The following is a 21,618-nucleotide window of genomic DNA, read 5'->3' as shown; positions in this document are numbered from 1 at the left end:
ATTTCGAAGATCCGACTTTATCGCCTCTTCGAGGCTATATCAATTCTGTTCAAGCCGAAATGCCTCCGAAATTTGCCCAGAAACGGTTGGGCTTAATGGCTAGCTCAATATATTAAATAATAAATGAATAGTGTTTTGAATATAATTAGGAAAATTGTGCCGCGAGAAGTTTTCGGTTTGATCGCGCCGGCTTATCATGCTTGTTGGGCTTATACTGGAGCGCTAGCCTATGGTTTCCCTTCCAAGAAGATGAAGGTTATCGGAGTGACTGGAACCAAGGGCAAGTCGTCGGTAGTATATCTGACGGGCAAGATCCTGGAGAGATCTGGTCATAAAAAAGTAGCGGTGCTTGGCTCGATGGGTTTCAGAATTGGAGAAAAGGAATGGCCAAATACAGTGAAGATGACTATGCCGGGTAGATTTATGATTCATAAATATATGGCTCAGGCCCAAAAAGTCGGTAGCGAATTCTTTATTATGGAAGTAACCTCTGAGGGTATAAAACAGAATAGACATCTCGGTATCGATTTTGATTGTGTCGTGTTCACGGGTTTGCACAAAGAACATATTGAAAGTCATGGTTCATTTGAGAACTATTATCGAGCTAAGCAAAAACTATTTCAGGTTTCGAAGAATATTCACGTTTTTAATGCTGATGATCCTCACGTGGGTCTATTCTGGGACTATCCAGCCAATAAGAAAATAACCTATGGCGTGGAGCGAGGTGATATCCGGGCAGAAAAATTAGAATTGCGATCGGATGGGGCTTCGTTTGAATGTTATGGTACTGAATTTGATATTAATCTAAGCGGCAAATTCAACGTGTCTAATGTTCTGGCGGCGGCGACAATCGCAGCCATGTATAATATTGATCTACCAAGCTCAGCGTCGATTTTTAAAGAGATTAAATATATCCCAGGGCGAATGGAGTTTATTCAAAGGATGCCATTCTCTGTAGTTGTCGATTATGCTCATACTCCAGATTCATTAAGACAAGTCTATGCCGCGTTAAAACCGAAAAGCGGTAAATTAATTTCCGTACTTGGTGCCGCTGGCGGAGGGAGAGATAAATGGAAAAGATCTGAATTTGGCAAAATAGCTGATGAGTATTGTGACCATGTGATTTTAACAAACGAAGATCCTTATGAAGAAGATCCTGGGCGCATACTGGATGGAATCATGGAAGGTATTAAGTCTATTAATAAGGTAGAGAGAATCATGGATAGGAGAGAAGCCATTGGTGTTGGTATGTCTATGGCTGAGAATGGTGACGTGGTGATTATCACTGGTAAGGGCTCGGAAACAACCATGGCGATTGCTGGCGGTAAGAAGATTGGATGGTCCGACAAGGAAGTCGTCGAAGAATTTATGAATCTGCAAGATAGATAAGTATTTATATTTGACCTCTTTTTTTAAAGTAATATTATCAAGGTAGGACATTGAAAAAGGGGTGATTGTGGCTAAGACTAGGAAGAATCTTAGCTCACATCATATTATACCTCGCAGTCGTGTACGTGAAGATGGTGGACGCAAAAATGACGATATTGAATTCATTATGTCTGAGTTCAACGAATTTCGGTGGACTGTCAGATCTCATCGTGCTTGGCACGCTCTGTTCCAAAACTTAACTCTGTTTGAGGTTTGGGATATCATCGATTACGTCCATGGGGTCATATTCTGCGAGAAGCCTCACGATAATGTTGCCCAGCTTTGGTTGGCCGGCGCAACCCAAAGGAATATATATAATAGAAAGAATCGAAATATTTCTGTTAAGAAATTGAGAGAGCGGTGGACGGAGTGCTTTGACAGTGACGATATCGTCGCCGCCAAGACCTTGATGGGTAAGATGATGCTAGTCATGATCTTCGGCGCTAGAGTTAGGAGGCCAACATTCTATCTCGATACTAATTATGTCGAGGCGGCGATCAATGGCCATTCTCGCGGAGTTCATGAGTGGCGGGTGAGGGCATTTGATATTCTATTCGGCAAAAATCGTGGCACCAGCTACGTTAAGAAGAAAATTGCTAAATTACTGAATCATTCTTCCAGTCTCCAATAGTGGAGACTTTATTTTTTTGCATATATTCCAAATGGTGTTAAAATCTTAATATGGACGGGCCAGAAATCCAATTGACAGTCAAGAGGAAAAAAATAGAGCCGATCAACGGGCCCGGTTTGGTCTGGATGCTGATTATTTTAATGCTTTTATTTCTTGCTCTCTCGGTTGGATTTTTTAGTAAGGCTGGTGGCAATGGGGTTGTGGTGGAGTCTCCTACTCCGACGCCTGAGCCCACTGACACTAGAATTCTTAGGATATACACAGTGTCTTATAAAAATGGAGTTTTTAGTCCCACAAATTTAAGAATTCATTCTGGCGATACGGTTAAATTCAAAAATGATGGCTATTCTGGCATAAGAGTAGTGTCTGATCCCCACCCAGAGCATAATAATTTAGTTGGCTTCGACAGCGTTGGCGATGTTCCACAAAATAGCTTTTTCTCGTTCACTTTTGCCGCTAAGGGGATATTCGGATATCACAACGAGAAAAATTTAAATGAAACTGGTACAATTATTGTTAGGTAATAGGCGCCTACATGGCGCTTGGAATTCCATTGCTTGTCCCGTACGAAAATGAACTTTCGTTTGGAGGCCTGCCAGGAATTAAAAACAAATGTTAAAAAGTTTCGCAACGTTTCGAACTGAGTCGATCATTGGAGCTATTTTTCTAGCATTGCTGTCGGGCTTTTTAATTGGTTTTTTGTTTATTCAAATGAAGAACCTTGAATCCGACACCCTGATCATAGAGTCCAATACTGGAGTGGCCAAGAACGTTTCTCCGTTAGAGATGTCTTTGATAGATGACTGGATTATTGATTATGGCATTAAAATTCCAGGAGATAAGAGGTACGACTACGTATTTGATAAATATCCTCAGAAGCCATGGCTTGGTTCGAATAAAAAATAGTTCTGCATGAGAATAACTTTTTATGGTGGAGCAAAGTCGGTAACTGGCTCGAATTACCTGCTAGAAGTGGGTGGTTTAAAGCTGGTGATTGATTGCGGATTGTTTCAGGGATCAAAGTACTCCGAAGACTTAAATTATGCTCCTTTCCCTTATATTCCTGGAGAGATAGATTACGTTTTGATAACTCATAGCCACGCTGATCACGTGGGCAGGTTGCCCAAATTATATAAAGATGGTTTTAGGGGTAAGTTAATTACTACCGAAGCTACTCTTGGTTTAATAACAAGAGCTTTACCAGACAATCTGGGATTGATTTCTGATGAAGCTGTCAAGCATAATCATGAGCCGCTCTTTAATGCGGAAGATCTTGATGGCATATTATCTTTAGCTGAGCCAGTTAACTACGAAGAAGAGAAGGCTCTCGGTGGTATAAAAATCAAATTCCACGACGCTGGACATATTCTAGGGTCGGCTATCATTGAGATTCAATTTGAAGGTAAGAAGATCTATTTCTCCGGAGACTTGGGTAATCCTCCGACGCCACTATTAAATTATCCGTTTATGCCTCACGATGGCGAATATGCCGTCATCGAGTCAGCTTACGGTGGGAGGATTCACGAAGATAGGGAGACGAGAAGGGATATTCTCTTAAGTTCGATTTCGAAGGCCATAACGCGTGGCGGTACGATTATGATACCTTCGTTTGCCATTGAGCGTACTCAGGAACTATTATACGAGCTTAACAATCTTATAAATGAAAAAAAGATTCCGCACATCCCTATATTTGTCGATTCGCCGCTAGCCATTAAGCTTACGGAAGTTTACAGGCGATATTCTGACTACATGAATATTAAGACGAATTATATAATTAATTCGGGCGATGATATATTTGATTTTCCTGGTCTGCGCTTTACCGTAACTTCTCAGGAGTCAAGATCTATAAATGATATCGTCGGGCCGAAGATAATTATCGCTGGAGCAGGAATGTCTAATGGCGGAAGAATTTTGCATCACGAAAGAAGATACTTATCTGACAAGGACTCGATGATAATTTTTATCGGCTACCAAGTTGAAGGCTGCTTGGGTAGAAAGATTCTAGAGGGCGAGAAATCGGTAAAAATTATGGGTGAGAACGTAGCGGTTAATTGTGAGGTAGTAGCTATCGGTGGGTATTCTGCTCATGCTGATCAGAACATGTTAGCCGAATGGATAGGATCAATTGCCGAGGGTGGGAATCTACGAAGAGTTTTTGTTGTTCAAGGAGAAGAAGATGCGGCAACGGCCTTAGCTCAGAGAATCAAAACCAGCACTGGCGTAGAGGCGATTGTTCCGGCGCAAGACGAGAGTTTCGAGCTGTAAAATTTATTGTATAAGGTATTTCATCCCGAAGACGGCCTAAATGGCCGTTTTTTGGTGAGAAAATTATGCTTGACTTTTCAGCGCGTATGCGGTATAATGTAAGTACAGTTCGTTGTTGTGTCCAGCCCCACCCGACGTAGAGCCAGTCGGTGGGGAAAGAAGAAATGGCTCAGGGAGAATCAAGATGGTCAACTACTTTCTCGTCGCAGTGGTCGTTGCGGTCATCACGTTCATCGTCATGCGGAAGCTGACGCCTCCGCCTCCGGCACCCAAGCCGGTGCCGGTCAAGACATTCGGCCTGGCGCAGGCCGCCAAAGCCGCACCCATGTTCCAGCAGCTCGGTGATCAGGCTGGCCTGGGCGCGAAGATCGCGATGGGCGTCCTCGCGATGATGGAGATTCAGAGTCGGGTCGGCGCCGACCTGAAGGCGCTCCTTACGGAGCGGGACAACCAGATCGTGGCGGCTGGTGAACGGTCCAAGGCTGCGCAGAACGAGATCCTGCAGCAACAGGCCATGATTGCGAATGCCAATCGGACCGCTGCTGCAGCCGAGCTCGAGAAGGTCCAGGCCACGGCGGTCGCCGCTCTGTTCGGCGAGTAGCCGATCGGCCGGCAGGCCATCGAGGCCTGACACACAAGCGCGTGTGTCAGGCCTCTTCTAATTTAAGCCCAATCAACGAAGAGTTGATCTGTGGCTTTTTTTGTATTATAATACTGGGGCTAATTAATACGCATATATGGCTGAATTTAAAGAAAACAACACAATTATTCCTAACGAGTTACCTCTAATTGCCCTCAAGAATACGGTCTTATTTCCTAAGCTCATAATCCCGTTATTAGTCCAGAGGTCTAAATCCATGACTGCCCTCGGAGAGGCTATGACTAAAGACAAATTAGTCTTTTTTGCTTCTCAAAAGAACATAGATGATGACGTGGATACTAAAGACATTTTTGAAATTGGTACCATTGGTAGGATTATATCGGTTTTTAAATTGCCAGATGGATCGTCGAAAGTTGACGTTGAAGGATTAGTAAGAGCCCGAATTACTAAATTCACAAAAACTGAACCATATTTTAAAGTTCAGGCCGAGCCATTTAATTTGATACTCAGGAATAATCTAGACGAGAAGGCTTTAGTTCGATCAGCTATCGACCAATTTAAGAATATATCTGAGTCCAAGTCTTTTCCAAATGTATTGCCAGAGGTCATATACATGATGATGCAGCTCAAAGATACTGAGCAAATATTAAGTTTAGTTACGGTTAATTTGAATTTATCTTTAGATGATCAGCAAAGAATATTGGAATTTGAGAGTGCCATGGACGCATTGAGGGAGTTAAATATTTTAATTGCCAGAGAGGCGGAGATATTGGAAGCCGAAAAAAGCGTGGCCAAGGAAACCAAGAAACAGATAGGCAAAATGCAGAAAGAGCTTTTTCTGCGCGAGCAATTGAAGAGTATCGAAAAAGAATTGGGCGTCGACGATGAGCGTGGTGAATTAGATATCGTCAAAGACAAGATAGATAAAGCTGGCATGCCGAAAGAAGTAAAAGACAAGGCGCTAAAAGAACTAAATAGATTATCGAAGATGCCACCATTTAGTCCAGAGGTTTCTTATATTAGAACATATTTGGATTGGATGACTGAGATGCCGTGGAATACAAAAGATGATGCAAAAATAGATCTTAAATCAGCCGAGAAGATATTGAATCAAGATCATTACGGACTATCTAATGTAAAAGAGAGGATTTTAGAATATTTAGCTGTTCAAAAACAAGTTGGTAAAGTGAAGGGGCCGATATTATGTCTAGTTGGCCCACCGGGAACTGGTAAAACTTCTATTGGTCAATCGATTGCCAGAGCTCTGAGTAGAAAATTTATCAGAGTTTCCCTGGGTGGCATAAAAGATGAGGCCGAGATTAGGGGTCACAGGAGAACATACATTGGCGCTTTACCGGGTAGAGTTATACAAGGCATTCACAACGCCAAAACAAAAAATCCCGTTTTCATGCTTGATGAGATCGATAAGATTGGCATGGATTTTAGGGGTGACCCGTCATCGGCGCTACTTGAGGCGTTGGATCCTCAACAGAATAACGCTTTTTCTGATCATTATTTGGAGGCGCCTTTTGATTTATCGGATGTCTTATTTATAGCTACGGCTAATGTTCTAGATACTATCCCGCCGGCATTAAGAGATAGATTAGAGATTATTGATTTTGCTGGTTACACTGAAGAGGAAAAGCTTCATATCGCGAAGAAATTTTTGATACCTAAACTCTTCAAAGATCATGGTATTAAAAAGAATACGTTGACGTTTAATGATCCAGCCTTAGTCGATATTATTGGACAGCATACCCGAGAGGCTGGGGTCAGAGAGCTAGAAAGACAGTTGGCCTCAATAATTAGAAAATATTTAAGAAGGAATTCTGACAATAATGGGAAAAAACAGGCTACAATAACCAAAGAAATAATTCACAAATATCTAGGCCCAGCCAAATATACTCATCAAATGGCGGAGGTTAAAGATGAGATTGGAGTCGTAACGGGTCTGGCTTGGACTCCCGTTGGTGGAGAAGTTTTGACTATCGAGGTAAGCAAGATGCCCGGACGTGGTAGGTTGATTCTGACTGGTCAACTTGGTGAAGTAATGAAAGAATCTGCCCAGGCGGCATTGAGCTACGCTAGAGCATATGCTTCAAAATTGGGGATTAAGGAGGATTTCAACAAGGACGATATTCATATTCATGTTCCATCTGGCGCTATAAAGAAAGATGGTCCTTCGGCTGGCTCAGCTATCACCACGGCTCTGATATCTATATTCCTGAAAAAGGAAGTTAGGAAAGAAGTTGGCATGACCGGTGAAGTAACTTTGCGTGGAAAGGTTCTAGAAATTGGCGGAGTTAAGGAGAAGGTCTTAGCAGCTCATCGAGCTGGTCTTAAAATAATTATATTGCCAGCTGCGAACAAGAAAGACATGATTGATATACCGAAAGAAGTTAAAAGAAATGCTAAATTTGTTTTCGTGAGCCATGTAGATGAAGTGTTGAAAGTGGCGTTTAGATAGACGAGATAAACAAAAAACGGCCAGGCGGCCGTTTTTTGTTTATCTTATTCCCTGATATAATTTAATGATTGTGCAGTATCTAAATTGGATAAAAGGAAATAGGCAGCTTATTTCGGCCACGTCAGTTCTGATTGGCGCTATGGTTGGCGTTGGATTATTTGGCTTGCCCTTAGCTTTCAGCAGAGCTGGTTTTGTGGTCGGAGTCGCATTCCTCTTCTTCGTTGGTGGACTAGTGCTTCTTGTTGATCTAATGTATGCCGAGATAATACTTAGGACCAAAGAAGATCATCAGCTGGTCGGCTATGCTGAGATGTATGCAGGGAAGGGCCTAAGACGAGCCCTTTTCTTCTCGGCTGCTTTGAATGGTTACGCCGGCCTATTGGCCTACATGTTGATATCCGGACAATTTTTAAGTAATATTTTCTCTTTTTTCTTCTATCAGTCGATTGATTTCTATAGTATTTTATTCGTTGTCGTATTCTCGGCAATTTTGCTTATGGGCATCAAGAGAATCTCTTTTTTAGAGATAGCGTTTTCTATACTTTTCTTAGGAATTGTAATCATCATCTTGGGTTTTAGTATTCCCAAGATAGATTTGGGCCATTTAATAGATTTTTCCTCGACCTCTCGGTACTGGTTTTTGCCGTATGGCGTTTTATTATTTGCTTTTGGTGGTTTAAGCGCAATTCCAATCCAGCGGCAGATATTAAAGGGACAAGAGAAGAAGCTATTTAAGGCTATATTGATTGCCATGATTTTCGTGGCGGTGCTTTTTCTTCTTTTCGTTATTGGCGTTGTTGGGGTAACTGGTGGATCTGCCGGCGATGATTCTATAGCTGATTTGTTCATCATCCTTGGCGATAAGATGATGGTTCTGTGCTCTTTATTTGGTATTTTGGCTATAGGCAGTTGTTTCCTGATGCTGGGATCAGCTTTCCAGGAGATATTTACTCTCGATTTTGGCTTTAACAGATTCTGGTCTTGGCTGTTGGTCGTGGCGCCGCCAATTGTTCTTTATTTCCTTGGTTTGCGTGATTTTGTAAGCGTCATCGGTTTAGGTGGGGCTGTTGCCTTGGGTTTTGAAGCGATAGTAATAATTTATATATATTTAAAAGCGAAGAAAAAGGGTAATCGAGTACCAGAGTCCAGATTGTCCATGCCGCACTGGATTTTATATGGCATGATGCTCCTTTTTGCTTTAGGAGCTATTCTGAAATTATTTTTAGATGTTGGATAAATTAGAGAGGTATCTATTCTACATATTCTTATTTTCTATTCCACTTCAGACGAGGAAGATTTTTTACTACCCGGGATGGCGCTACAATGAATGGTTATCTATGTCCGTGTACCTAAGTGATATAATCTTGTGCTTATTGTTAATAGTGGCGATATATTTATGGGCCAAGAATAATTATAGATTTTATCCAAAGATCGATAAGCCATCGTACGTGTTGTTTGGGCTTGTCGTTATAGGCGCATTATCGATTTTTAAATCTCTAGATCGAGGCGTGGCGATATTCCAACTTATTAAGCTAATAGAGTTTATCGGTCTGTATTTCTATATAAAAAATTATGCCACATCCAGATTCAACTTTTCCAGGGGATTGGTCGCAATTGTAGCAGGTGGATTGTTGCAATCGATCATAGCCATTGCTCAATTCTTAAAACAAGGAGATCTGGGACTTAGATATCTAGGTGAAAGTCCTCTGGGCCTATATATGAATGGCGTGGCGATATTCACAAATACTGTCGGAGAAAGAATTATCAGGGCTTATGGAACTACGCCTCATCCAAATGTTTTGGCAATTTTTCTATTTTTGGCCATCTATTGTTTGTATAATTATTGGTCCTATCGTGATACTGCGAAGAACGGAATGAATTATATATTGTTTACGATTCATAGCATTCTTTTACTTGGATTACTGCTGACGTTCTCGAGAACAATTATTTTCTTTTGGGCATTAGGATTTGTTTTGCGAGGAGGGCTCTTAGCTTTTAAGACTAATTTTCGAGAGCTGTTTTGGGCTAAATCCGAGAACAAAATTAAGCTGAAGCTCATCCTGGCTTCAACGCTCTTGGTAATTCTCATGGTGAGCGTTTTATATTGGCCGAGCGTACTTAGTAGAATCACTATGTCTTACGAGGAGGAGGCCGTGCAGATGCGATTATTTTACGCTGAAGAATCTCTGAGCTCGGATATCAATATAGTTGGATATGGTCTGGGCAATTTTGTACCATGGCTTATGTACGAGAGCCCGCATCTCCCAAGTTATTACTACCAGCCCGTGCATAACATTTATCTACTGGCGTATAACGAAGTCGGCTTGATCGGCTGCATATTGTTCATAGCCTTTTTGGTTTTAATAATCGGCGAGTATGTCCTGGATACTAGGTTTAAAAAAATGTACCACTATTCTTTTATAATACTTTTTGGATCATTGCTCTTAATCGGACTATTCGATCATTTCTTTTGGACTCTACAGCAGGGGAGATTAGTCTTCTGGCTGGTAGCTGGTCTAATTAGTTCGAAGAAACTAATTATGGGCTAGTGACAAAAATACTTGCGATCTGCGCTCTAATAAAATAGTATTAAGTACATATGTCAGAGGATAGAGATGAGCTATTACGTATAATAAAAGACGAGATCATGGCCCTGAAGGAGTCTCCTCTTTATGCCGAAAGGATTAAAAATAATGTTTTTCCAGTAATTGGCGAAGGTAGTCATTATGCAGAGATTGTATTTATTGGCGAAGCTCCTGGAAAAAATGAAGCTGCGACTGGTAAGCCGTTTTGTGGCGCTTCGGGCAGGATATTGAATGAGCTATTGGCCTCAGCTAGTATTGATCGAGCGGATGTATACGTGACGAATATTGTTAAGGATCGGCCGCCGCTAAATAGAGATCCACTACCGGGAGAAATAGAAATATATGGTCCATTTCTAGATAGGCAGTTGGAAATAATTAGACCCAAAACGATTGCTACTTTGGGTAGATTTTCTATGGAATATATTATGAAAAGATTCGGCTTAGAGTCGCATCTAAAGCCCATTAGTCAGATGCACGGCAAGGTGTTTGAAACCGATGCCTCATATGGTAAGGTTAGGATCGTCCCACTCTATCATCCAGCCGTAGCAATCTATAATTCTAACACCAAATCTGTTCTAAAATCTGATTTTCGGATACTAAAGAAGTCTTAATGGAAACAATTTTCTATTTTCTAAAAGATAATTTTCCAGTTCTATTTTCTCACAAATATTTTTTTGTTTTTGCTGGCGCTGCCATCGAGGGTTTTAATACGCAGATATTGGCCGGATTCTTGGTAGGTGTCGGTGGCTTAAGTTTTATCCCCACGTTTTTGGTTACTATCGCCGGGCAATTCGTAAATGGTTTTATGTGGTATGGAATTGGTTATTTTGCCGGTGCTAAAACTTTGGATTATTGGGCACGCAAGACTAAGAGCGGCAAGAGAATCGTGGGATGGGTTAGGACTTATTTTACAGAGCATAGCGGTAAGGCCATAATTTTTACGAGAATGACCGTCTCTTTCACTGTGGCCACATTGATTACGGCGGGGATGCTAAAATACAATTTAAAGAAGTTTAGCCTCTATAATTTAATAGGTGGCATCGGTTGGGCCGCCATAACGATTGGTTTCGGATATTTCTTTGGAGAGGGTTTCAGATATATCTTTCAATACGTCGCTAATGCGACTATGGTCTTGCTGGGTTTAATTCTAATTGTTACCGTTTGTTATCTGATATTTAAATTCACGAATAAAATTTTTGAGAAGATTTTCAGAGCGAACGAGAAGATTAAAGAAATAGGCGATCTAGTTGTGGATGGCATAGACAAACTACTTTCTACTGAAGAAATGACAAAAAATAATGACGCAAAAAGCAAGTAGGCTGTGGATTGCCCTAGGGGGTGGCGATGTGGTAAAATAGATCCATACATGAATATAAAGAGAATAGTGCCTGTTTTAGCCATTATTGCAGTATTTGGGGTAGCATTTGGCGCTAATGCAGCGGCTAACAATACTCGCTATTTAGTAAAATCGAACGCTTCTTTTTGGAAGAAATCCTTCAATGTAAGGCAGATTTTTGATGTGGGTTTCACCGCTGATTTAACCGATTGGCAGCTTAGACTAACTAAAATATTTGGCGTTGAGATTACGTCAGTTAATAGGCTAAATATTCTAGAAACTAAGGTTGCCCCTAAATTAAAGGCCGCTTATCAAGCTCCGGTAGATAGTATCCCTTGGGGAGTAAAAACTTTATATAGCGATCCAACTATAACTAAATCTTCTGGTGGAGATGGCGTGAAGGTTGCTGTCTTAGATACTGGCGTTGCAAAACATCCTGATATTAAAATTAAAGAATGCAGAGACTTTACAGGATCGAAGCCCATGATTGAGGATAAATGCGACGATAACAATGGACATGGTACTCACATGGCCGGTATTATTCTTGCCAATGGTGGTAGCGAGGGCAATGGTATTTGGGGCATGGCTCCAGAGGCGGAACTCTACGCTTATAAGGTCTGCTTAGACAATGGTTCTTGCTGGGCTGACGATGTCGCAGCCGGGATTATAACAGCGGTTGATCAAAAGGTTAACGTTATAGTATTGGGATTGGGTTCAGATATCGAAAGTAATTTGATCCGAGACGCAATAGCTTATGGCATTGGCAAAAATGTTTTATTCGTAGCCGCTGCGGGCAACGATGGTCCGTATGCTGGAAGTATTGATTATCCTGCGACAGACAAAAGCGTTGTCTCTGTGGGTGCTATTGATTTTAGCGACAAAGTGCCGGATTGGAGCGCTAGAGGCGAAGACGAAGATAAAGAGACGAATGTCAATGAGGACGGTTATGTCAATTTCGTGGCTCCTGGAGTCGGCATAGAATCTTTGTCTAGAGATGGTGGCTATGTCGTGTCGTCTGGCACATCTATGGCCGCCGCGCATGTTGCTGGCTTGGCAACTAAGCTTTGGCAGAAAGATGACAAGAATCCAGCAGTTTCTACTTTTGAATTACTTAAGGAGTTTTCACAGAAAATATCTTCAGCTGACGATGGATCGACGGGTTGGGGATTGCCTAGGCTCTAATACCATCCAACTAATGTTGTGTTCTAGAAATGGCCGTTGGCCATTTTTTCGTTTATTGCTAGAATGGATATGTGAAGGTTAATCATGTTATAAGAACACTAGTTGTATCAGATTTTTTTATAAACTCTGGCTTTAGTATATTCGCTCCAGTGTTCGCGATATTTGTTACTAATCAAATCCAGGGCTCTTTGGAGGTCATCGGTTTCGCCGCCGCAATCTTTCAAGTTTTTAAAGTCGGTTTTCAAATCCCGGTTTCTAGGATACTAGATAGAAATCATGGCGAGAGAGATGATTTCTATTCAATGATATTTGGAAGCGCTATTGTCGGCATCATTCCTTTTCTGTATCTCTTTGCAAAGACTCCGATTCATATATATATTATCCAGGCTCTATATGGAATCGGGGCAGCTTTCTCTATACCTCCTTGGTATGCTATTTTCTCTAGGCATTTGGACAAGTTGAAAGAAAATGTTGAATGGTCTATGGACTCTGTGGCCATAGGTATTTCCGGTGCTATTGCCGCCGCTCTGGGCGGATTCCTTGCTCAAAAATTTGGATTCCAGGCCGTGTTTATAATTGGTGGTATTATTGCCCTTTTCGGCGCTGTTCAACAAATCAGAATATTTGATGATATTAAAAAACGAGTCAAGCGTGATGATGTTAAACCTCAGCCAGATCGTGGCTCAGAATCTTAATATAAAAATAATTTAAAAATCATGAAAAAATTTATTGCCCTGGTCGTATTCTTGATCGTGGCTGGAATGGCTATCCTATTTGGTATGCGCTTATGGAGTGGCGAAGATTCTTGGGTATGTCAATCTGGGGAATGGGTTAAGCATGGTAATCCTTCTAAGGCCAAGCCGGCTGGAGTTTGCGGGGAAATTAGAGAATTCAACGGGACCATATCGAAAGTCGATATTGATGGTGGCGTAATATTTATTGAGTTATCTGATTCTAAGATCGAGCTCGTGCTTCATGCGGAAGCAAAACTATTCGACGGATCAGGGATGGATATCCCAATAAGTGATTTGTACGAATCTTTTGAGGTCTCTGGGAAGGGTAGCGTGGTTGCGGAAGATAAGTTAATCGTCACTGAGCTTAGGGTGACTAAATCTCCAAATATAATCTTAATGAGTCCCAGAAGTGGAGACGAGGCTGGTCTTCCGGTTGAGATAAGGGGCGTTGCAAGGGTTTTTGAAAATAATCTGAACGTTCGAGTTAAAGATAGTAACGGCAAGGTACTTGCAGAGGCATTTACCATGGCTAATAGCCCCGATATGGGCAAATACGGAGTCTTTGCTATTGATTTAAATTACAGCGAGCCGACAGCTAGTACGGGATATGTTGAGGCTTTCAATTACAGCGCCAAAGACGGATCAATTGAAAACTTAGTTTCTTCTCCGATTAAATTCGAGAACGTAGAAGCGCAGATTTTAAAGGTCTATTTCTCTAATTCTAAGAAAGATCCCAGGGCTGATTATTGCGCTAGAACATATCCAGTCGAGAGAAGAGTCCCCAAGTCTGAGGCTCCGGGTAGGACAGCTCTCGAGGAGCTAATTAGGGGCGTGCTAACTGATGAAGGTAGAGCTGGCTATTTTAGCTCCATACCTCAGGTTCCTAGGGTAGAGATAAATAAGCTAGTCATAGAGAATGGATTGGCCACAATCGATTTCAACTCGGCCCTATCTGCGTATGGTGGTGGATCTTGCAAGGTTGCTGCGATAAGATCGCAGATAGAGAACACGATAAAACAATTTAGCTCAGTGAAAAAGGTAGATATTCTAATCGATGGCAGTAAGGATGACGTGCTCCAGCCATAGTTGGTCGTTGATTATTCTGATAATATATAAATAACATATGGCTTTTAGAATTTTATTAGTCGGTGGCGGTACGGGTGGCCATGTTTTTCCATTGATAGCAGTGGCCAATTCGTTACAGAACAAAGCTCAACAGTCAGGAGCTGATTTAGATTTATTAGTGTTGGGAGACGGAAAGATGCTGAGGGATGCTTGCATCGATAACTCGCTTAAATTTAAAAGCGTGGTGGCTGGCAAATTTCGCAGATATCTTAGCTTCCTCAATCTCCTTGATATCTTGAAGATGCCTATCGGTTTTATCCAATCTCTTTGGTATATATTCTGGTTTATGCCAGATGTGGTTTTTACCAAGGGGGGATATGCGTCTTTTATTCCTGCGATTGTGGCAAAAATATACGCAATACCACTTTTGACCCATGATTCGGATGCGGTTCCAGGACTAACGAATAGATGGATTGGCAAAATGGCAAATGGGATATTTATATCTTTCAAATCTGCTGGAGACTATTTTGTGAAAGATAAAGCCATTCTAACCGGTAATCCTGTAAGGACTGATTTATTAAATGGTAGCAAAGAAGAAGCTCTTAAAGCGTTTAATCTAAAATCGGACAAGAAGGTTATCTTAGTCTTGGGCGGAAGCCAGGGAGCTAAAATCATAAACGATACGATCACTCAGTCCTTGGTCATAATTGCCAAGGATTATCAAATTATCCATCAATGCGGGGACGGTCAATTGGACGTTGTGAAGTCCGAGGTTGAGAAGATAACGAAAGAAGGTGAAACTCATTATGCCGATTTGATTAAGAATAATTATCGTCTCTATCCATTCTTTGGAGTTTCAGAGATGAGATTGGCTTATGCGGTCGCCGATATAATAATCTCTCGTGCGGGTGCAGCTAATATATTTGAGATTGCCGCACTTGGAAAACCTGCCATCATTATTCCCCTCGGAAATTCAGCCTCAAACCACCAGTTTTTAAATGCGAAGGAGTTCAGCCAGTCTGGTGCGGTTATGATCGAAGAGCAGAATTTAACGCCGCATATAATACTCAATCAAATTGAGAATTTATTAAATCCAGAAAATTATCTCAATGTCAGCGAGAAAATAAAATCATTTGCATTGGTCGATGCCGCTGATAAGGTCGCCGAACAAATTTTGTTATTAAACAATAACGATCGTTAATACGAAAATATGTTAATTACAGCTTTAATAATAGGAGCGATAATAGTGCTAGTCATTATATATGTCGCACTCAACGACAATAAGTCGAAGAACTTGCCCATGGTATCGGAGGATGTTAATTTGCCAGCTAACATAGAACAGGGCAACTCCGATAAGGTTACGTCAGGAGCAGAGACGCCAGAAGAGGAGAATAATAATCTACCTCTCAATCCAGCTCAGTAAAATCATAAGTATCTAAAAGAGCCGCTTTTGATTGCAAAGGCGGCTCTTTTCTTGTTTAATGAAATTATGAAGTGGGCGACAATAGGTTTCAGTAAAAATAAGAAATACTTTGAAAGCATGATTAAAGATGGCAGCATGAACCATGCTTATTTGTTTTGGGGACAAGAGATGATCGGTAAAAGAACTTTTGCCTTGGAAGTGTACAAATTGGCTAATAATCGAGCTGATATCTCTGACGCAGATCCTGACCTAAAGATATTGTCACCTAAAATAATTGACGGCGAAACTAAGATTTATATTGATGATTCTAGGGATATGCGAAAGTTCATGACGCTAAAGCCATATCATGGGCCATATAAATTTATAATTATAAATGATGCTGACAGATTAACTACTGATGCCGCCAACGCTATCCTTAAAATCTTAGAAGAGCCAAACAAGTTCTCAATATTACTGTTAATATCTTCAAGACCTCAGGCTATGTTGTCAACTATAAGATCGAGATGTGAATCTGTTAAATTTGTGTCCATCGCTGATAAAATGATAGGAGATTATTTAAACGAGAGAGGCATTAATGGCCAAGATGCTGATTTTATAATGAGAGTTGCGAATGGTCGTCTCGGCTGGGCAATAAATTGTGTGGACGACGAAAAAATTAAAGGAGTTAAGAGATCTATCGATAGCCTTAACGAAGCCATCAACATGAGCGTGGCAGATAAGATCAATTTTGTTAAAAAATTCTATGAAGCTGGAGACTACCTTCAACGTATTGATGAATGGATGAACTATTTGAGTCATGGCGCTAAGACAGCTTTATGCGTCCGGATTTTGAGTGGCTTGAGCCGTCTCTACCCGATCATATCTGAACCACAATTTAATCATCGGCTAGCTCTCGAGACTTTTTTCATTAATGTTGAAAATGATTAGCTTAATGATATAATATCTTTATATGTATAAGGACTTAATCAATCAAAGAAAGGGCGATTTCGAGGGTGCATTTATGCATGCGAAGAACGAAGTTGCCTCGATAAGAACTGGTCGTGCGAATACTTCCATGGTGGAAGAGATTCAGGTTGAATATATGGGTTCAAGGATGAGGATAAAGGAGTTGGCAACGATTTCAATACCAGAGCCTAGAGTTATTCTCATAGTGCCTTGGGACAAACAAGCGATTCCGTATATAGAGAAAGGTATTAAAGATGGTGCCGCGTCTCTTAGCCCATCATCTGATCGGGATGGTGTTAAGGTCGTATTGCCTGCCCTCACAGAAGATCGAAGAAAAGAGTTTATAAAATTGCTTGGCCAGAAAGTAGAAGAAGGTAAAATCAAGGTTAGGCAGATAAGAGAAGATATTCTAAAAAAAGTTCAGCAAGAAGTTAAAGAAAAGAAAGCCCGAGAAGACGATAATTATAAAGCCAAAGATGAATTGCAAAAGATTATAGACGATCTAAACAAAAAGTTTGACGAGCTGGCCAAGAAGAAGGAGCAAGAGCTAATGACGTCATAAAAAATATCAGATGCGGGTATGGATTTCTCGAGTACGGGCTGTATTTTCTACTGAAAATCACCCTCTCTCTCGCGCCAGTCGCGCTCCGAGAGCCTCTCGAAACCCATACCCGCACATGCTAATTGGCATTTCTAAGCTTAACCTATGCTGACTGCTATAATTTTCATTATTGTCCTCGGGATACTAATCCTAGTCCACGAACTTGGCCATTTTATATTTGCGAAGAGGGCAGGTATGACTGTTGAGGAATTTGGATTTGGGTTTCCGCCTCGGCTATGGAGCATAAAGAAAGGTGGAACAGTATATTCCATTAATCTTATTCCATTTGGCGGCTACGTTAAGATTCTGGGAGAAGACGGCGAAGAAAAGAATAAAGAAGGAAGTTTCTCCTCGAAGTCTATATGGCAAAGATTTGTAGTTATCTCTGCTGGAGTCGTCATGAATTTATTTTTAGCCATTTTCCTTCTAATGGTGGTTAATTTTTTTGGTCTTAGAATTGGCGTGACCGACGGCAGTGATACGTCTAAAGTGAAAGATCTCCAAGTCCAAATAATCCAAGTTAATGCTAAGAGTCCGGCAGATATGTCTGGCCTCAAGCTGTTGGATACTATCGTGGGATTCAAGAGTGGCGATAAGCTGATCTATGCAAGTTCCGTTGGAGAGGTGCAGTCATATATAGTCGATAATGCCGGTAATCGGGTGACCATGCTCATCAAAAGAGGCGACTTAGTGATTGAGAAAATCGTTGAGCCTAGAAAAAATCCGCCTGCAGGCGAAGGTGCTCTTGGAATATCATTAGCCCTTACGGGAATTGTTAAATATCCTTGGTATGAGGCGGTTTGGCGTGGCGTTTACGATGCTTATTATTTATTGATCAATACCGTAATGGGATACTATACTCTCATTAAGACGCTAGTAGTGAGCGGTAAATTGATGTCAGATGTTTCTGGACCGATAGGCATTGCTACACTTACTGGTTCAGCGGCTAGAATCGGTTTTAACTATCTCATGCAATTCGTAGCTATGATATCTATCAATCTTGCAGTTCTCAATTTTATACCATTCCCAGCTCTCGATGGTGGCCGGGCCTTACTTCTGCTAGTCGAGAAGATAAAACGTTCTCCCATAAATAAAAAGCTAGAAGGCCGCATGAATGCTATTGGTTTTGGACTTCTAATACTTCTCATGTTCTATGTCACATTCAGAGACCTCGTTAAATTCTTCTAATTATCACTTAGCGGTTGATAAAATACTCAGAATATTAAAGAGCGGGGGTTTTTGGTTTGAGACCTTCGAACACGACGAAGTTAGAACAAGTGAAGAGGCGGCCAAAATGCGACCAGAATATAAGTTAGAGCAGGGAGCTAAGGCCTTAATTGTTAAGGCCTATCTAGCTGATAGCGAAGAGAAATTTCTTATGCTAATAATGCCGGCCGATCTAAAGCTAGATTCTAAAAAGGCTTGCGAGGTGCTGGGCGCTAAAAAGATAAGATTTGTCACAGAAGACGAGGTATCGCAAATAACAAATGGTGTTAGGGTTGGCGGCGTACCGCCTTTTGGTAATTTATTTTGTATTAAGGTGGTAGCTGATCCAAAACTTTTCGACAATGAAAAAATAGTTTTTAATGCCGGCGACAGATGCTTTTCGATTGCCATGAAGTCTGAAGATTATAAAGCGATCGTCACTCCTCAGATTGCCTCAATTACGTAAATTGGGTATATTAAACATATGCGAATATCTAAATTATTCACTAAAACAATCAAGGAGGCTCCAGCCGATGAGACAGCTGTAAATGCTCAACTTCTTATTCGTGGCGGCTTCGTGTATAAGGAAATGGCTGGAGTATATTCATTTCTTCCTCTTGGCTTGAGGGTTATAAAAAAGATTGAAGGGATAATCAGGGAAGAAATGAACAGAATTGATGGCGTAGAAATGAAGACGTCTATACTTCAGAATAAGGAAACTTGGGAGAAATCAGGTAGATGGAGCGATGAGGTGGTAGATAGCTGGTTTAAGACGAAGCTAAAAAATGGCGGTGAAGCCGGCTTATCGTTTACCAACGAAGAAGATTATTCCAATATCTTGACTCAGCACGTAAGCTCATATAAAGATTTGCCGATATATGCATATGATTTTAAGGAAATCTTTAGAAATGAAGCCAGGAGCAAATCCGGTATCTTAAGAGGGAGAGAGTTCTATTGGAAGGCTCTGTATTCATTTTCCAAAGATGAAAAGGAGCATATGGCATTTTATGAAAAAGCTACTGAGGCGTATAAGAATGTTTTTAATCGAGTTGGCATTGGAAATAGGACATACTTAGTCCTTGCATCTGGTGGAACTTTCTCCAAATTTTCCCACGAATTCCAAACTATTTGCGAAGCCGGAGAAGACCTTATCTATATATCTAAAAAAGATTACGGTAAGGGACTAGAAATAGAAAGAGGCCGAGCTGCCATAAATAAAGAGATTTTTACCGATAATATTAAGAAGGATTTGGGTCTAGGAAATGACTTTGTAGAAGAGAAGGCTATTGAAGTTGGTAATATTTTTACCTTGGGAACTAGATTTTCAGAACCTTTTGGTTTGGATTTTATCGATGATACTGGAAATAAGAAACACATTTTTATGGGTTCTTATGGCATTGGACTCAGTAGATTGATGGGCACAATTGTTGAGGTAATGCACGATGATAGGGGTATTATTTGGCCTGATAGCATAGCACCATTCAAGATACATTTAGTATCGTTAGGCAAGAATGACGAAGCTGGGGCTATATATGATACATTAACTGAATCTGGCTTAGAAGTCTTATGTGACGATAGAGAGGACAAGAGTGCAGGTGAAAAATTTGCTGATGCTGATTTGATAGGTTGTCCAATCAGACTAGTAGTTAGTGAAAAAACTCTAGCCAAAGATTCGGTAGAGCTTAAGCACAGAAAGTCTAGCGAGCTAGAACTGATTGAGATAAAAGATCTCAAGAAATTTCTAATATAATTAGAAAAGCGAGCCTAAAAATTTTTTGAGAGTTTTAGGCTCGCTTTTTCGTATGTAAAGTTCTATCTCAAGCGAAGCTCCTTCCATCTCCGAATCATCCGCAGTTAAATCATTGACTGTAGAGTGACTAGAATCAAGAATCCAAAAAGATAGGTCGAGGGCAACACCTATAAGAAATTGATAGTGCGAGGGTTACCTATCTTTTTGGCTTATTCTTGCCTAGGCAACTCGATAGTCAATGATGCAGGCGAGGACACGATGAGGAGATGGAAGGGGTGGAACGTCTTTTGATTGTTCATATCATTTTTGATATGTTATGTTATTGAAAGATAAGGATTAAACGAGGATGTTAAACAAACTTTTTGGTTTTTGGTCAAAAGATATTGGTATTGATCTGGGTACTGCAAATACCTTAGTTTATGTTAGGGGCAAAGGTATTATCATCAATGAGCCATCGATAGTCGCAGTTAATCAAAAAACTGGCAAGATTTTAGCCATAGGCGAAGAAGCTAAGAAAATGGTAGGGCGTACGCCTGGATATATCATGGTCTCTAGGCCATTGGTTTCCGGTGTGGTGTCCGATTTCGAGGTTACCGAGCAGATGCTCAAGTACTTCATAGACAGAGTCCATCAGGAAGGATTTGCATTATTTCCGAGGCCACGTGTAGTTGTGGGCATACCTTCTGGCGTGACCGAAGTTGAGAGGCGTGCAGTCGAAGATGCAACATATAATGCTGGTGCGAGAGAGGTCTATTTGATAGAAGAGCCTATGGCCGCGGCTATAGGGGCAAGATTACCAGTCCAGGACGCTGTAGCCAATGTTATCGTCGATATGGGTGGTGGGACTACGGAGGTGGCTGTAATTTCTATGGGAGGCGTTATAGCGTCTAGATCTCTTAGAATAGCCGGAGATAAATTGAGTGAAGATATTGTGAGATATATGAGAGAGCAGAAGAATCTTCTAATAGGTGATGCAACGGCTGAGAATCTGAAAATTATGTTTGGTTCGGCTTCTCCGCTTGAAGATGAGCTAGAAGGTACAGTTAGGGGTCGAGACCTGGTTTCTGGGCTGCCTAAGGAGCTGCCGATCACGTCATATGATCTTCGCGAAGCAATGCAGAGGTCTATAGCCCTAATTGTTGCGTCGGTTAAAAGCACAATCGAAGAGACGCCGCCAGAGCTTACGGCTGATCTTATAAATAGGCACATATATCTTGCCGGCGGTGGAGCGATGATGCGTGGGTTGGATAGGCTCATAGCTCAAGAGACTAAGCTGTTTGTTAAAATTGTCGACGATCCGTTAACGGCCGTTGCTCGTGGTTGCGGTTTTGTCTTGGAAAACGTGGATCAGCTCAAGAACGTATTAGTCTCAACCGAGAGAGAGGCTTATATATAAACC

22 protein-coding genes are annotated in these 21,618 nt (G+C 41.1%); all 22 read left to right on the top strand.

What is annotated here, in order from left to right:
• Positions 1-123: 123 nt before the first annotated feature.
• The 22 genes from DEG18_03135 (at position 124) to DEG18_03030 (ending at position 21,615) form a co-directional block, all read left to right on the top strand.
• Positions 124-1,389 carry a hypothetical protein gene (locus DEG18_03135; protein HBX58576.1) on the top strand — a complete coding sequence of 422 codons (1,266 nt, stop codon included), beginning with the start codon at positions 124-126 and terminating at the stop codon, positions 1,387-1,389.
• Between the two features lie 61 nt (positions 1,390-1,450).
• On the top strand, positions 1,451-2,059 hold the full coding sequence (locus tag DEG18_03130; GenBank protein ID HBX58575.1) for a hypothetical protein: 609 nt from the start codon (positions 1,451-1,453) through the stop codon (positions 2,057-2,059).
• A 50-nt stretch (positions 2,060-2,109) separates the two neighbouring features.
• A complete protein-coding gene (locus tag DEG18_03125) occupies positions 2,110-2,583 on the top strand; it encodes a hypothetical protein (protein HBX58574.1) in 474 nt (157 codons plus the stop codon).
• Between the two features lie 88 nt (positions 2,584-2,671).
• Complete coding sequence (locus DEG18_03120) at positions 2,672-2,965, top strand: hypothetical protein (protein ID HBX58573.1); 294 nt, start codon at positions 2,672-2,674, stop codon at positions 2,963-2,965.
• Between the two features lie 6 nt (positions 2,966-2,971).
• Positions 2,972-4,324, top strand: coding sequence for an MBL fold hydrolase (locus DEG18_03115; GenBank protein HBX58572.1), 1,353 nt, complete (start codon positions 2,972-2,974; stop codon positions 4,322-4,324).
• A gap of 184 nt (positions 4,325-4,508) precedes the next feature.
• Entirely contained in the window at positions 4,509-4,925 is a 417-nt protein-coding gene (locus DEG18_03110) for a hypothetical protein (protein ID HBX58571.1), read from the top strand.
• 136 nt (positions 4,926-5,061) lie between these two features.
• Positions 5,062-7,392, top strand: a complete 2,331-nt coding sequence (gene lon / locus DEG18_03105) for an endopeptidase La (protein HBX58570.1) — start codon at positions 5,062-5,064, stop codon at positions 7,390-7,392.
• 64 nt (positions 7,393-7,456) lie between these two features.
• Complete coding sequence (locus DEG18_03100; protein HBX58569.1) at positions 7,457-8,629, top strand: hypothetical protein; 1,173 nt, start codon at positions 7,457-7,459, stop codon at positions 8,627-8,629.
• Positions 8,619-9,941, top strand: a complete 1,323-nt coding sequence (locus DEG18_03095) for a hypothetical protein (GenBank protein HBX58568.1) — start codon at positions 8,619-8,621, stop codon at positions 9,939-9,941. The genes DEG18_03100 and DEG18_03095 overlap by 11 nt, the downstream gene beginning before the upstream one ends.
• A 50-nt stretch (positions 9,942-9,991) precedes the next feature.
• Positions 9,992-10,588: a uracil-DNA glycosylase gene (locus tag DEG18_03090; protein ID HBX58567.1), complete on the top strand. Its 597-nt coding sequence runs from the start codon at positions 9,992-9,994 to the stop codon at positions 10,586-10,588.
• Positions 10,588-11,295, top strand: coding sequence for a hypothetical protein (locus DEG18_03085; GenBank protein HBX58566.1), 708 nt, complete (start codon positions 10,588-10,590; stop codon positions 11,293-11,295). Before DEG18_03090 ends, DEG18_03085 begins: the two co-directional genes overlap by 1 nt.
• 48 nt (positions 11,296-11,343) lie before the next feature.
• Positions 11,344-12,495 carry a hypothetical protein gene (locus DEG18_03080; GenBank protein HBX58565.1) on the top strand — a complete coding sequence of 384 codons (1,152 nt, stop codon included), beginning with the start codon at positions 11,344-11,346 and terminating at the stop codon, positions 12,493-12,495.
• 71 nt (positions 12,496-12,566) lie between these two features.
• A complete protein-coding gene (locus DEG18_03075; protein ID HBX58564.1) occupies positions 12,567-13,190 on the top strand; it encodes a hypothetical protein in 624 nt (207 codons plus the stop codon).
• 21 nt (positions 13,191-13,211) lie between these two features.
• Complete coding sequence (locus DEG18_03070) at positions 13,212-14,315, top strand: hypothetical protein (protein HBX58563.1); 1,104 nt, start codon at positions 13,212-13,214, stop codon at positions 14,313-14,315.
• Positions 14,316-14,352: 37 nt separating this feature from the next.
• Entirely contained in the window at positions 14,353-15,495 is a 1,143-nt protein-coding gene (locus tag DEG18_03065) for a hypothetical protein (protein HBX58562.1), read from the top strand.
• Between the two features lie 9 nt (positions 15,496-15,504).
• Positions 15,505-15,717: a hypothetical protein gene (locus DEG18_03060; protein ID HBX58561.1), complete on the top strand. Its 213-nt coding sequence runs from the start codon at positions 15,505-15,507 to the stop codon at positions 15,715-15,717.
• A 66-nt stretch (positions 15,718-15,783) separates the two neighbouring features.
• Positions 15,784-16,644, top strand: coding sequence for a hypothetical protein (locus DEG18_03055; protein HBX58560.1), 861 nt, complete (start codon positions 15,784-15,786; stop codon positions 16,642-16,644).
• A gap of 22 nt (positions 16,645-16,666) precedes the next feature.
• On the top strand, positions 16,667-17,224 hold the full coding sequence (locus DEG18_03050; GenBank protein ID HBX58559.1) for a ribosome recycling factor: 558 nt from the start codon (positions 16,667-16,669) through the stop codon (positions 17,222-17,224).
• Between the two features lie 144 nt (positions 17,225-17,368).
• Positions 17,369-18,451 (top strand): hypothetical protein, encoded by a 1,083-nt coding sequence (locus tag DEG18_03045; GenBank protein ID HBX58558.1) that lies wholly within the window; start codon positions 17,369-17,371, stop codon positions 18,449-18,451.
• Positions 18,417-18,935, top strand: a complete 519-nt coding sequence (locus tag DEG18_03040; protein ID HBX58557.1) for a hypothetical protein — start codon at positions 18,417-18,419, stop codon at positions 18,933-18,935. The genes DEG18_03045 and DEG18_03040 overlap by 35 nt, the downstream gene beginning before the upstream one ends.
• Before the next feature lie 18 nt (positions 18,936-18,953).
• Positions 18,954-20,219: a prolyl-tRNA synthetase gene (locus tag DEG18_03035; protein ID HBX58556.1), complete on the top strand. Its 1,266-nt coding sequence runs from the start codon at positions 18,954-18,956 to the stop codon at positions 20,217-20,219.
• Positions 20,220-20,565: 346 nt separating this feature from the next.
• Positions 20,566-21,615 carry a rod shape-determining protein gene (locus tag DEG18_03030; GenBank protein ID HBX58555.1) on the top strand — a complete coding sequence of 350 codons (1,050 nt, stop codon included), beginning with the start codon at positions 20,566-20,568 and terminating at the stop codon, positions 21,613-21,615.
• Positions 21,616-21,618 lie beyond the last annotated feature (3 nt).

The organism is Candidatus Yanofskybacteria bacterium, from assembly GCA_003514055.1.
Taxonomy (GTDB): Bacteria; Patescibacteriota; Minisyncoccia; order 2-02-FULL-40-12; family GWA2-44-9; genus UBA12115.
Note: the sequence above shows the minus strand (reverse complement) of the source record. Positions and strands in the feature narration are given on the sequence as shown.

Bases quoted from the DNA above. Each gene is read 5' to 3' on its own strand.
- DEG18_03060 (HBX58561.1), top strand. From the start codon at position 15,505: ATGTTAATTACAGCTTTAATAATAGGAGCGATAATAGTGCTAGTCATT.
- DEG18_03030 (HBX58555.1), top strand. From the start codon at position 20,566: ATGTTAAACAAACTTTTTGGTTTTTGGTCAAAAGATATTGGTATTGAT.
- DEG18_03115 (HBX58572.1), top strand. From the start codon at position 2,972: ATGAGAATAACTTTTTATGGTGGAGCAAAGTCGGTAACTGGCTCGAAT.
- DEG18_03085 (HBX58566.1), top strand. From the start codon at position 10,588: ATGGAAACAATTTTCTATTTTCTAAAAGATAATTTTCCAGTTCTATTT.
- DEG18_03035 (HBX58556.1), top strand. From the start codon at position 18,954: ATGCGAATATCTAAATTATTCACTAAAACAATCAAGGAGGCTCCAGCC.
- DEG18_03095 (HBX58568.1), top strand. From the start codon at position 8,619: ATGTTGGATAAATTAGAGAGGTATCTATTCTACATATTCTTATTTTCT.
- lon (HBX58570.1), top strand. From the start codon at position 5,062: ATGGCTGAATTTAAAGAAAACAACACAATTATTCCTAACGAGTTACCT.
- DEG18_03125 (HBX58574.1), top strand. From the start codon at position 2,110: ATGGACGGGCCAGAAATCCAATTGACAGTCAAGAGGAAAAAAATAGAG.
- DEG18_03050 (HBX58559.1), top strand. From the start codon at position 16,667: ATGTATAAGGACTTAATCAATCAAAGAAAGGGCGATTTCGAGGGTGCA.
- DEG18_03070 (HBX58563.1), top strand. From the start codon at position 13,212: ATGAAAAAATTTATTGCCCTGGTCGTATTCTTGATCGTGGCTGGAATG.
- DEG18_03135 (HBX58576.1), top strand. From the start codon at position 124: ATGAATAGTGTTTTGAATATAATTAGGAAAATTGTGCCGCGAGAAGTT.
- DEG18_03055 (HBX58560.1), top strand. From the start codon at position 15,784: ATGAAGTGGGCGACAATAGGTTTCAGTAAAAATAAGAAATACTTTGAA.
- DEG18_03090 (HBX58567.1), top strand. From the start codon at position 9,992: ATGTCAGAGGATAGAGATGAGCTATTACGTATAATAAAAGACGAGATC.
- DEG18_03040 (HBX58557.1), top strand. From the start codon at position 18,417: ATGTCACATTCAGAGACCTCGTTAAATTCTTCTAATTATCACTTAGCG.
- DEG18_03045 (HBX58558.1), top strand. From the start codon at position 17,369: ATGCTGACTGCTATAATTTTCATTATTGTCCTCGGGATACTAATCCTA.
- DEG18_03100 (HBX58569.1), top strand. From the start codon at position 7,457: ATGATTGTGCAGTATCTAAATTGGATAAAAGGAAATAGGCAGCTTATT.
- DEG18_03120 (HBX58573.1), top strand. From the start codon at position 2,672: ATGTTAAAAAGTTTCGCAACGTTTCGAACTGAGTCGATCATTGGAGCT.
- DEG18_03065 (HBX58562.1), top strand. From the start codon at position 14,353: ATGGCTTTTAGAATTTTATTAGTCGGTGGCGGTACGGGTGGCCATGTT.
- DEG18_03080 (HBX58565.1), top strand. From the start codon at position 11,344: ATGAATATAAAGAGAATAGTGCCTGTTTTAGCCATTATTGCAGTATTT.
- DEG18_03110 (HBX58571.1), top strand. From the start codon at position 4,509: ATGGTCAACTACTTTCTCGTCGCAGTGGTCGTTGCGGTCATCACGTTC.